The 12,091-nt window shown below is 73.9% G+C and carries 8 protein-coding genes and 1 pseudogene; 8 read left to right on the top strand and 1 reads right to left on the bottom strand.

Features of this window, described 5'->3' with window-relative positions; translation table 11 throughout:
- Positions 1-42 precede the first annotated feature (42 nt).
- Positions 43-1,086, bottom strand: a complete 1,044-nt coding sequence (locus Q6969_RS02980) for an NAD-dependent epimerase/dehydratase family protein (protein WP_317229100.1) — start codon at positions 1,084-1,086, stop codon at positions 43-45.
- A 224-nt stretch (positions 1,087-1,310) separates the two neighbouring features.
- Here Q6969_RS02980 and Q6969_RS16270 point away from each other — a divergent pair.
- From Q6969_RS16270 to Q6969_RS02945, 8 genes and pseudogenes are all read left to right on the top strand, one after another.
- A pseudogene (locus Q6969_RS16270) lies at positions 1,311-2,621 on the top strand (endo-1,4-beta-xylanase); the annotation flags it as partial.
- Positions 2,622-2,717: 96 nt separating this feature from the next.
- Positions 2,718-4,523 carry an exopolysaccharide biosynthesis polyprenyl glycosylphosphotransferase gene (locus Q6969_RS16265; protein WP_396335507.1) on the top strand — a complete coding sequence of 602 codons (1,806 nt, stop codon included), beginning with the start codon at positions 2,718-2,720 and terminating at the stop codon, positions 4,521-4,523.
- A 1-nt stretch (position 4,524) separates the two neighbouring features.
- Positions 4,525-5,757: a DUF1972 domain-containing protein gene (locus tag Q6969_RS02970; protein ID WP_317229098.1), complete on the top strand. Its 1,233-nt coding sequence runs from the start codon at positions 4,525-4,527 to the stop codon at positions 5,755-5,757.
- Entirely contained in the window at positions 5,754-6,560 is an 807-nt protein-coding gene (locus tag Q6969_RS02965; RefSeq protein WP_317229097.1) for a CDP-alcohol phosphatidyltransferase family protein, read from the top strand. Before Q6969_RS02970 ends, Q6969_RS02965 begins: the two co-directional genes overlap by 4 nt.
- Positions 6,557-7,771 (top strand): glycosyltransferase family 4 protein, encoded by a 1,215-nt coding sequence (locus Q6969_RS02960; RefSeq protein ID WP_317229096.1) that lies wholly within the window; start codon positions 6,557-6,559, stop codon positions 7,769-7,771. The genes Q6969_RS02965 and Q6969_RS02960 overlap by 4 nt, the downstream gene beginning before the upstream one ends.
- A gap of 120 nt (positions 7,772-7,891) precedes the next feature.
- Complete coding sequence (locus Q6969_RS02955; RefSeq protein ID WP_317229095.1) at positions 7,892-9,502, top strand: polysaccharide biosynthesis tyrosine autokinase; 1,611 nt, start codon at positions 7,892-7,894, stop codon at positions 9,500-9,502.
- Positions 9,499-10,620, top strand: a complete 1,122-nt coding sequence (locus Q6969_RS02950; RefSeq protein WP_317229094.1) for a glycosyltransferase family 4 protein — start codon at positions 9,499-9,501, stop codon at positions 10,618-10,620. The genes Q6969_RS02955 and Q6969_RS02950 overlap by 4 nt, the downstream gene beginning before the upstream one ends.
- A gap of 71 nt (positions 10,621-10,691) precedes the next feature.
- On the top strand, positions 10,692-12,047 hold the full coding sequence (locus Q6969_RS02945; RefSeq protein ID WP_317229093.1) for a polysaccharide biosynthesis protein: 1,356 nt from the start codon (positions 10,692-10,694) through the stop codon (positions 12,045-12,047).
- The last annotated feature ends 44 nt before the right edge of the window (positions 12,048-12,091 follow it).

Here is a 12,091-nt window from a genome sequence, read left to right as displayed (position 1 = left end):
CAGCGCGGCGCCGGCGCTCCAGCGCCCCGGCGCTCCGGCGCCCTAGCGCCCCGCAGCCGCCCGGTAGGCCTCGTCGGCCGCGTGCTTCGCCGCCACGAGGCGGGTGATGCGGCGGTCCGTGTCGGCGTCCGGCCGAGCGAGATCCGGGTGCGCGGCCCGCCACGCCACGATGCCGCGGACCGCCAGGTGGAACGGGATCCGCGGCTGGAAGGCGGGGACGAGCCGCCGGATCCTGGTCGTGTCGAAGACCGCGCTGTGGGAGAGGTCGCCGAGCACCAGCTCGGACCAGCCCCAGTCGGGCTCCACGACGGGGAACTGCTCGGCGGGCACGTGCACCAGGCGGGCCTCGACGCCCAGGGACTCGGCGACGAGGTGGTGGATCCGGTCCCACGTGAGGACGTCGTCGCTCGTGATGTGCAGGGCCTCCCCCACGGCCCGCTCGTCGCCGAGGATGCCGACGAGGCCGACCGCGAAGTCGTCGGCGTGCGTCAGGGTCCAGAGCGAGGTGCCGTCGCCCGGCACCACGACCTCCTCGCCGCGCGCGATGCGGTCCACGACCGTCCAGTCGCCGGCGAGCGGCGGGCTCGCCTCGTCGTAGGTGTGCGACGGGCGCACGATCACGACGGGGAAGCCGCCCTCGGCGTGGTGGCGGAGGAAGGCGTCCTCCATCGCGATCTTGTCGCGGGCGTAGGCGAGGAACGGGTTCGCCCGGAGCGTCGACTCGGTGATGGGCGTCTGCAGCGCGGGCTTGCGGTAGATCGACGCGGAGCTGATGGCGACGAACTGCCGCGTGCGGCCGGCGAACGCGGCCACCCGGCGGTCCGCTCCGGCGGCGTCGAAGGAGAGGAAGTCGACCACCGCGTCGAACCTGCGGTCGCCGAGGGCGGCGGCGAGCGCGGCGGGATCCTGGACGTCGGCCACGAGGGTCGTCACGCCCTCGGGGACGCCGCGACCCTTCGCGTCGGCGCCGCGGTTGACGACGGTGACGTCCATGCCCGCGGCGGCCGAGGCGCGGACGCAGGCGGCGCTGATGGTGCCCGTCCCGCCGAGGTAGAGGACGGACAGGGACGCGGCGCCGGGGATCATGTCGTGCACGCTACGCCGCGGGAGCCGCCTCCCCCGCTCGACGCGAGGGGAAAGCTTTCGGGTATCCGCGGCGCGGTGGACGCCCCGCGCGGCCCCCGCGTAGGTTCCGGACGACCGCACCGACGCGCCCGTCCGTCGCCCGCGTCGTCCACCCTCCCGTCCGCCTGACCGGACGAGTCGGACCGGCGGCGGACGGCCGTGGCGCCCGCTCCTCGAGGGGACCCATGACCGACACGCCCGCCGCATCCGCCAGCTCCCCCGCCTCCGGGCGCCGACCCGCCGCGATCCCCGACGCGCGCCGCGCCGACGCCGTCATCACCCTCCGCGACGTCTCCGGGGAGCCGCTCGCCCACGCCGACGTGCAGGTGGAGCAGGCGCGGCAGGAGTTCGCGTTCGGCAACATCGGCTTCGACCTCATCCCGCTCGCCAACGGCGAAACGGACCCGGAGCAGGCCGGCATCGAGACCTTCGGCGGCGCGCGGCTCGAGGGCCTGCAGCGGCTCGCCGAGCAGTGGCTGGCCGTGTTCGACACCGCCACGCTCCCCTTCTACTGGGGCCGCTTCGAGCCCGTGCGCGGACGCCCCGACACGGAGCGGCTGCGCACCACGGCCCGCTGGCTCCGCGAGCGCGGCGTCGACGTCAAGGGGCACCCGCTCGTCTGGCACACGGTGACCGCGCCGTGGCTGCTCGACCTCCCGCTCGAGGAGGTCGAGCGGGTGCAGCGGGAGCGGATCCGGCGCGACGTCGGCGACTTCGCCGGCCTCGTCGGCACGTGGGACGCCATCAACGAGGCCGTCATCATGCCCGTGTTCGACCGCGAGGACAACGGGATCACCCGGCTCGCGGCGGCCCGCGGGCGCCTCGCCATGGTGCGGCTAGCGTTCGAGGAGGCGCGGGCGGCGGACCCGGCGGCGACCCTGGTCCTCAACGACTTCGACCTCTCCCCCGCCTACGAGGAGCTCATCGAGGAGGTCCTCGGCGCCGGCATCCCGGTCGACGCCATCGGCCTGCAGACCCACATGCACCAGGGCTACCGCGGCGAGGAGCAGGTGCTCGGCATCGTCGACCGGTTCGCGCGCTTCGGGCTGCCCATCCACATGACCGAGACGACGCTGCTGTCGGGCGACCCGATGCCCCCCGAGATCACCGACCTCAACGACTTCCAGGTGCAGAGCTGGCCGTCCACCCCGGCGGGCGAGGAGCGTCAGGCGGACGAGATCGAGCGGCACTACCGCTCCCTCGTCGGGCACCCGGCCGTGGCGGCCATCACCTACTGGGGCCTCACCGACGACGGCATGTGGCTGAACGCCCCCGGCGGGCTCGTGCGGGCGGACGGCACGCCGAAGCCGTCCTACGAGGCGCTGCGCCGGCTGATCCGGGAGGAGTGGCGCCTGGCGCCGACGACCCTCCGCACGGACGCCGCCGGGCGCGTGGCCGTCACCGCCTTCGCGGGCGACGTGCGGGTGTCGCACGCGGGGCGCGAGGCCGTCGTGCCGGTCGCCGCGGGGGCGTCGGCGGTGGGGGCGGTGGTGGGCGAGGGGGGACGCGGGGGGCGACCGCCCCCCGAAGTGGGGAAGCCGCCCGGAGGCCGTCACCTCCTATGGTTGTCGGAGCAGCAGACGATCGTCCACATGCCGTACCCGCGGCGGACACCGGCCGTCCACGTGCTCACCCGGCACGAACCGCTGCAGCCCCTCGCACGACGGCTCCGTCGATCCCCTACCCAGGATCGCCGCGCCGACCTCCCCGCACCACCCACCTGTAACCCGAAACGCAGGCACTCACCCGATGAACCCGTCATCGGCGCTGGACCGAGCCCGTCGGCCGCGCCTCCCCGCATCCACCCGCACCTCCGAGACCCCTCGCCGGCTCGACGCGCTGCTCGGCACGCGATGAGCACCACGAGGAACCGCCCCGCGACCCGGGGCGACCGCACCCGCGTGCGCGCCGAGCGCCGTTCCGCGCACCGCCCGATCATCGGATCCGGCGTCGCGCCGGCCGCCCCCGCCGTGCCCTCGGGCCGCCGTTGGGCCCGTGACTACCGCACCCGCCTGATCGCGAGCGACTGGGCGATCATCGTCGCGACCGTCCTGGTCGCGCAGCTCACGCGCTTCGGCACCGCCGACGCCGCGGTCGAGGCCGGCGCGGTGCAGCTCGACTACGGGATCGTCTCCGTCGTCGTCATCGGCGCGTGGATCGCCGTGCTCGGCGCCTTCCGCACCCGCGACGCCCGCATCGTCGGCGTCGGCGTCTCCGAGTACAAGCGGGTCGTCAACGCGTCCGCCATCACGTTCGGCGCCCTCGCGATCGGCTTCCTGCTCCTCAAGGTCGACATCGCCCGCGGCTACGTCGTCATCGCCTTCCCGCTCGGCGTCGTGGCGCTGCTCGTGGCCCGGTGGAGCTGGCGCCAGTGGCTCATCCGCCGCCGCATGCAGGGCGCGCACCTCTCCCGCGTGGTCGTCGTCGGCAGCCGGGCGGACGTCGAGGACGTGGCCGCGCAGATCCTGCTGCGTCCCGCCTCCGGCTACACGGTCGTCGGCGTCGCGATCGACGACCACCTCGACGGCCTCGAGGTCGCCGGGCGCACCATCCCCGTCGTCTCGGACCTCGGATCCGTCGCCGCCGCCGCCGCCCGCACCGCCGCCGACGCCGTCATCGTCGCGAGCCAGCCCCGCGCCGGCAGCAACGCCGTCCGCACGCTCGGCTGGGAGCTCGAGGGCTCGTCGATCGAGCTGGTGCTCGCCTCGCGGCTCACCGACGTCGCCGGTCCCCGCATCCACTTCCGCCCGGTCGAGGGCCTCCCGCTCATCCACGTGGAGATCCCGCAGTTCGAGGGCGGCAAGCACGTGATGAAGCGGGCCCTCGACATCGCCGTGGCCGGCGTCGCGCTCGTGATCCTCGCGCCCGTGATGCTCGTCCTCGCGATCGTCGTGCGCATCGACAGCCCCGGCGGCGCCATCTTCCGCCAGGAGCGCGTCGGCAAGAGCGGCCAGGAGTTCCACATGCTGAAGTTCCGCTCGATGCGGGTGACCGCCGAGGCGGAGCTCGCGGCGCTGACGGCGGCCAACGAGGGATCCGGCCCGCTGTTCAAGATGCGGAAGGACCCCCGCGTCACCCGCGTGGGCGCCGTGCTCCGCCGCTACTCGCTCGACGAGCTGCCGCAGCTGTGGAACATCCTCGTCGGCGACATGAGCCTCGTGGGGCCGCGCCCGCCGCTGCGCACCGAGGTCATGGGCTACGAGAGCCACGTGCACCGCCGTCTGTTCATCAAGCCGGGCCTCACCGGCATGTGGCAGGTGAACGGCCGGAGCGACCTGAGCTGGGACGAGAGCGTCCGGCTCGACCTGTACTACGTCGAGAACTGGTCCTTGACCGGCGACGTCATGATCATGTGGCGCACCTTCCGTGTGCTCACCCGACCCGTGGGGGCTTACTAGCATGTCAACGATCGAACCGCGCCGACTCCGCATCGCCATGGTCGGGACCCGGGGGGTCCCCGCCGCGTACGGCGGATTCGAGACCGCCATCGAGGAGATCGGGCAGCGCCTCGCCGCCCGCGGCCACGACGTCACCGTCTACTGCCGCTCCACGAACCGCCCGCGTCCCCGCACCCACCTCGGCATGAAGCTCGTGCACCTGCCCGCGTTGAAGACCAAGTCGATCGAGACGCTCAGCCACACCGCGCTGTCCGCGATCCACCTGGCCTTCGGCCGGCACCAGGACGCGGCGTTCGTGTTCAACGCCGCCAACGCGCCGTTCGTCCCCCTCATCCGCTCGCGCGGCACGGCCACGGCCGTCCACGTCGACGGGCTCGAGTGGAAGCGCGGCAAGTGGGGCCGCATGGGCAAGAGGTACTACCGCATCGCCGAGCAGATGGCCGTGAAGGACGCCGACGCGCTCATCTCGGACGCGCAGGGCATCGCCGACTACTACGACCACGAGTTCGGGATCCCCACGGAGCTGCTCACCTACGGCGCCAACATCCTCCGCGACCCCGCGTCGGACCGCCTCGCGGAGCTGGGCCTCGAGCCCGGCGGCTACCACCTCGTCGTCGCGCGCTTCGAGCCGGAGAACCACGTCGACGTCATCGTCGACGGGTACACCGCCTCGGACGCGACCCTGCCGCTCGTCGTCGTCGGATCCGCGCCGTACTCCGCCGCGTACACCGACCGCATCGAGCAGGTCGCCTCGGCCGACCCGCGCATCCAGCGCCTCGGCGGGGTGTGGGACCAGGAGCAGCTCGACCAGCTCTACGCCCACGCGCTCACCTACATCCACGGCCACTCGGTCGGCGGCACCAACCCGTCGCTGCTGCGCGCCATGGGCGCCGCGACCGCCACGCTCGCCAACGACAACGTCTTCAACCGCGACGTCCTCGGCGACGACGGCCGCTTCTGGTCCGACGCCGCGGGCGTGGCCGCCCTCGTCGAGGGCGCGGAGGCCGCGGCCGACGAGGCCGCCGCGATCGGCGCCCGCCTGCAGGAGCGCGCCGAGGAGACGTACGACTGGGACGCGATCGCCGACGGCTACGAGGAGCTCGCCGCCCGCATGACGCGCGGCTACTCGACGCGCGGCATGAGCCGCGGCGTCCGCTCGGCCACCCGCTGGGAGCCGGAGCTGCGCGCGAGCGACGCCACCCGCACCTCCTTCCTCCTCGAGGAGAGCCGATGACCGCCGCGACCGACGCCCGGACGGAGTCGTACCTCGACGTCGTCCGCCGCCTCGCCTCCGCCCAGAAGAAGGCGGCCCGTGGCGCCCCCGCGTACTCGATCCGCGTCAACCGGCCCGCCGGCCGGCTCCTCGCCGCCTGGGCGTTCCGCGCGGGCCTCACCCCAAACCAGGTGACCGCGATCAGCGCCGCCTTCACGTTCAGCGGCATCGCGATCCTCGCGCTCGTCGAGCCCGCCGCGTGGGTCGGCATCGCCGTCTGGCTGCTGCTCGCCGTGGGCTACGCGTTCGACTCGGCCGACGGCCAGGTCGCGCGCCTCCGCGGCGGCGGCTCGCTGTCCGGCGAGTGGCTCGACCACGTCGTCGACTGCATCAAGATCTCATCGCTGCACCTCGCCGTGCTCGTGTCAATGTTCCGCTGGCCCGCCACGGACTCCGACCTGTGGCTCCTCGTGCCGATCGCCTACGCGATCGTCGCCGCGGCGAGCTTCTTCGCGATGATCCTCAACGACCAGCTGAAGCGCGTGCACGCCGTCACCGGCGCCACCGCCCCCGAGGCCGGCCGCTCGACGCTCCTCCGCTCGCTGCTCGTGATCCCCACCGACTACGGCTTCCTCTGCATCGTGTTCGCGCTGCTCGGCGCCCCCGTCGTCTTCCTCGCCGTATACACGCTGATGATGCTGGCCAACGCCGGGCACCTGGCGCTCGCGTCGGTCAAGTGGTTCCGCGACATGGGCGCGCTCGACGCGCGTCGTGCCGCGGCCGCCGCGTCGACCGCCGCACCCGCCGCCCGGGTGACCGCGTGACCGCGTTCGCCGGCACGGAGCACGCCCTCGTGCAGGCCGACGACGAGGGCGCGGACCTCCGCGGCCGCACGGTCCTCGTCGCGCACCCGAGCGCCGAGCTGTACGGATCCGACCGCGTGCTCCTCGAGTCCGTCGCGGGCCTCGTGTCCGCGGGCGCCCGCACGGTCGTGACCCTCCCCTCCGACGGCCCGCTCGTCGACGCGCTCATCGGCGTCGGCGCGGTCGTGCACCACGCGCCCACGCCCGTCCTGCGGAAGTCGATGCTGCGTCCCCGCGGCTTCGCGGCCCTCGTCGGCCAGTCCGTCCGCGGGCTGTCCGCGGGCATCGGCCTCGTGCGCCGCGTCCGTCCGGACGCCGTCTACGTCAACACCGTCACGATCCCGCTGTGGGTCCTCGTCGGCCGTCTCACGCGCCGCCCCGTCCTCTGCCACGTGCACGAGGCCGAGGGATCCGCGTCGCGCACCGTCGGCACGGCGCTCGCCCTGCCGCTCGCGCTCGCCACGAGCGTGGTGGCCAACAGCCGGTACAGCGTCGACGTGCTCGCGAAGGCCCTGCCCCGCGTCGCCCGGCGCACCGACGTCGTCTACAACGGCGTCCCCGGCCCCGCGGACGTCGTGCCGGCGCGCGAGACGCTCGACGGGGGCCTCCGGGTCCTGTACGTCGGCCGCCTCTCGGACCGCAAGGGCGTGGACGTCGCCGTCGAGGCGATCGTCGAGCTCCGCGACCGCGGGGAGCTCGCGACCCTCGACATCGTCGGCGCCGTATTCCCCGGCTACGAGGCGTACGAGGAGCAGCTGCGCACGACGATCCGCGTGCTCGGGCTCGAGGACCTCGTCACCCTGCACGGCTTCCACGCCGACGTGACCCCGTTCCTCGCCGCCGCCGACGCCTGCGTCGTGCCGTCGCGCGTCGACGAGCCGTTCGGCAACACCGCCGTCGAGGCGCTGCTGGCCGCACGGCCCGTGGTGGTCAGCGACACCTCCGGCCTCCGCGAGGCCGCAGGCGGGTACGAGTCGGCGCAGCTGGTGCCGCCCTCGGACCCCGCCGCGCTCGCGGACGCCCTCCAGGACATCGCGACGGACTGGGACGCGTTCCGCGCCCGGGCCATCCGCGACCGCTTCCGCGCCGAACACCGGCACGGACCCGAGCTCTACCGGCAGCGCATCGCGCGGTCGGTGGGCGCGATGCTCAGCGCGGCGAAGCGGCGCTAGCGCATCCCGGGCCGCTCCCGCCGCTCCCGAACGGGGGCCGCGGAGAGCGGTCCATCGCACGCCCGCCGGGAAGCGGACGGCACACACTTGATCACGACACGAGAGACGGGGGGCGGGCACATGGATCCGCACGACTACTGGACAGCGCTCCGACGACGATGGATCACGATCGTCGCGCTCGGGCTCGTCGGCGGGGGCGCCGCGTACGGCTACGCGAGCACGCTCTCGCCGAGCTACCGCTCCACGAGCAGCGTCTTCGTCTCCAGCACGCAGGGACAGACCACGACGGAGCTCGTGCAGGGCTCGACCTTCTCGCAGAACCTGGTCCAGTCGTACGCCCAGCTGGCGACGACCCCCGCGGTGCTCGAGCCCGTCATCGCGCGGCTCGGGCTCGAGGTGACGCCGACTGCCCTGGCGCGGTCGGTCACCGTCGACACCCCCCTCAACACCGTCATCATCGACGTGTCCGTGACCGACAGCTCCCCGGAGCAGGCGGCCCGCCTCTCGGATGCGGTGAGCGACTCGCTCGCGGACGTCGCGGGCGAGCTCGCGCCCGAGAGCGCTGGCGGTGACCCGTCGATCGCCCTGACCACGGTCGCGGAGGCACAGGTGCCCCGCAATCCGATCAGCCCCAACACGCGGCTCATCGCGCTGACGGGGATCCTCGCGGGCCTCGCGCTCGGCGTGGTCTACGCCCTGGCACGCCAGATCCTCGACACCCGGATCCGCACCGAGCGCGACGTCGAGCGGGTCACGGAGGCTCCCGTCATCGGCTCCGTCGAGCGTCGCGACCGCGCGGACGGGGTCACGCTCCTCGCCGCCCCCCACAGCGCCGCCGCCGAGGGGTACCGGCGCATCCGGACGAACCTGGAGTTCGCCGACGTCGACACCCCGATCCGCTCGATCGCCGTCACCAGCGCGCTCCCCGGAGAGGGCAAGACCACCACCGCGGTGAACCTGGCCCTCGCGCTCGGCGAGCACTCGGACCGGGTGCTCCTCGTCGACGCCGACCTGCGGCGCCCGACGGTGGCGGACCAGACGGGCCTCGAGGGCGTGGTCGGGTTGACCACCGTGCTCGTCGGCGCAGCCTCGATCGAGGACGCGGTCCAGCCGTGGGCGTCCGGCGTCCACGTCCTGACCTCGGGCTCGGTGCCCCCGAACCCCAACCAGCTCCTCGGCTCGGCCGCGATGGCCTCGCTGATGGCCGACCTCACCGCACGGTACGAGTTCGTGGTCCTCGACAGCCCGCCCATCCTCCCGGCCGCCGACGCGCTCACCCTCGCCCACCTGACGGACGGCGCCCTCCTCGTCACGCGCGTGCGGACCACGCGCCGAGCGCAGCTCGCGGAGGCGGCCGACGCCCTCGACGGGGTGAACGCCCGCACGCTGGGAGTGGTGCTGACGCGGGTGGCGCCGTCCCGCCACACGACGTACTACGGACCGGTGAGCACGGACGGCGCGCCCGTCGCCACGTCCATGCCCACCGCCGTGAGCGCTCCCGCCACCGCCCCGGCTCCCGCGGACCCCACCGCCGGCGTCGCCGCGTCCCCGACTCCGGACGAGACCACGGCCACGAGCCCGCAGGGTGCCATCACCCCGGAGGACGCCGCGACCCCTGCCGTCGACCCGGCCGCGGAGGCGTCGTCCGAGACCGCCGTACCCGCTCCCCGGAGCGCCCGCGTGGAGGAGCAGCCCGCCCTCCCCCGCCGCACGAGGACACGGAGCCGATGACCGCGTCCTCCGTCCCCGCGCTGCGGTCCTCGCGGGTCCGCCTCTACGAGTCGCTGCGCACCGCGCACCTCGAGCGCGCCCATCAGCTCGCGCCGGCGAGCATCCTCTACCGGGTCACGCGGTACGACTTCGACCACGATGCCGCGCGGGGTCTCGACCTCGTCCAGGCGGGCCGCCTCCGCGCGGGCCTCGTCCTCCTTAGGTCGGACGTGCGCGTGCTCGAGGTCAATGAGCCCCTCATGCTCTCGAGCCTGCCCGCGACCGCCGTCGCGCTGGCCGCGGTGGGCATGCGTCGCATGGTCGGCCGTCCGCGGACGTCCGTCGTCACCTACGCCATCGGCAACGCGGACCCGTTCGACGCCCCCGTCGGTCCGCGGCTCAGGTCCCGCCTCCGGCGGACGGGTGAGCGCCTCCTCGCGCGCTGGGCGATGCGCCGCGTCGACCGCATCGTCTACGGGACCGCGGGCGCGCAGGAGGTCTACCGGGCCGTCCTCGGGGGCTCCCGCGCGGATGCGTCCGCCGAGCTGGTGCTGGCTCTCCCCGAGCCGCACGATGCCCGGCCGAGCGACGCCGATCCCGGCAGCGTCGTCTTCGTCGGCGCACTCAGCGAGCGCAAGGGCATCCGCGTGCTCCTCGCCGCATGGCCGTCCGTCCGTGACGCCCGGCCCGACGCCGTGCTGCGGATCCTCGGCAAGGGCCCCCTCGAGGCCGAGGTCGCGGCCGCTGCGGCGAGCGATCCCTCGATCGTGCTCGAGGTCGACCCCGAGCGCTCCCGCATCCACGCGGCCATGCGCTCGTCGGCCGTGCTGACGCTCCCCTCCCAGCCGAGCCCGACGTGGCGCGAGCAGGTGGGGCTCCCGATCGTCGAGGGCCTGTCCCACGGCTGCACCATCGTCACCACCACCGAGACCGGCCTCGCGGACTGGCTCCGCGAACTGGGACACGGCGTCACGGCCGATCCGTCCTCCCCCTCCGAGCTGGCTGCCGTGCTCGTCGACCGCCTCGACGCGCCCGTGGCCCGCGACGCGGTGCTGAGCGCGCTTCCGCATCGGGACGGCCGCCTCGCGGCGGACGACGTCCTGTTCGCGGCCGACGTCCCGGCGGGACGGGCATCGTGAGCCGACGCGGCGGAGGCGGATCGTCGCTGGCGTCCGCCGTCGGATCGACCGCGGCCGTCAAGGTCGGAGTCATGGCACTGTCCGGTGTGCTCGGGATCCTCACGAGCCGCATGATCATCCAGTCCTTCGGCACGGACGCCTACGCGCAGTACGGGCTCCTCAGCACCTTCCCCACCCTGCTGCCGTTCGCCGACCTCGGGATCGCCGCCGTCGTCATCAACGCGGTCGCCGGCTCGAGCTCGCCGAGGACCGACGACCAGGTGAAGCGCGCCATCGTCACCGCGTTCCGCATCCTCCTCGTCTCCGGCGGCGTGATCGCGTTCGTGTCGCTCGCCATCACGCTGCTGGGCTGGTGGCCGGCGCTCCTCGGCGAGGGCCTCATGTCGGGCGGGGGCGAGATCGCCGCCTTCCTCTGCCTCGCCGTATTCGGGCTCGTGATCCCGCTGACGGTCGGTCAGCGCATCCTCGTCGGGCTGAAGCGGACCAACGTGCAGGTCGCGAGCCAAGCCGTGGTCGCTCCGGTCATGTTCCTCGTCATCGGTGCCTTCGTCGTCCTCGCGGTGCCAGCCGGCACCTACCTCGCGGTCGTGTCCTACGGGGCGAACGCCCTGGTCTCCGTCATCTGCCTGATCGTCGCCGCTCGGGCCCTCCGCCCGCAGCTCGGCGAGGCGGTCCGTGCGATCCCCCGGATACGGAGCTATCCGGGCGTGCCCGCCATCGGCCTCGCCTGGCCGATGCTCGTCCAGATGGTCGCCCTCCCCGTGGCCATGCAGACCGGCCGCCTCCTCCTCAGCCACCTGGCGGGTCCGGATGAGCTGGCCCAGTACAACCTCGCGTCGCAGCTCTTCGGCATCGTGCTCCAGACCATCGCCGCGGCCGGCCTCGCGCTCTGGCCCATCTACGCGAGCGCCCGGTCGGCGCACCGCGTCGAGTCGCCGACCGCTCCGACACTCTGGTTCCTCCTCGGCGGGCTGCTGCTGGGCGGTGCGCTCGCTGGCGCGTCGCCGTGGATCGCCGCCTTCGTCTCGGACGGTGCCATAGCCCTCGACCCAGCGCTGGTGATCGCCTTCGTGGTGTTCGTCGGGCTCCAGGCCGCCAAGTACCCGGTCGGCATGTACATGACGGACAAGCGCGGCCTCGTGTTCCAGGTCGTGCCCGTGCTCGTGATGGTGCCCATGAACCTCGGGCTCTCCTGGTACTTCATCGGCGTGGCCGGAGCCGCCGGCCCCGTCATCGGGTCCTCGATCTCGGTCGCCGTCTGCCAGGTCGTCCCCAACCTCGTCTACGTCTCCCGCGACCTGCGACGCCGACGCGGGGAGCAGGAGGCCGCGACGGTCGTGTCCGACGACGGCGACGGCGACGACGGAGCCCCTGGCGCGCAGCCAGCGACCGCCGCTCGCGTCACGAACCCCTCCGCCCCGCTCTGACGCCCCGTCGTCCCCCGACGCCCGGCCCACCGACAAGAGGTCAC

Origin of the sequence: Clavibacter sp. MX14-G9D, from assembly GCF_032917815.1 — a bacterium.
Lineage (GTDB): Bacteria > Actinomycetota > Actinomycetes > Actinomycetales > Microbacteriaceae > Clavibacter > Clavibacter michiganensis_K.
This window is presented reverse-complemented; position numbering and strand designations above follow the sequence as displayed.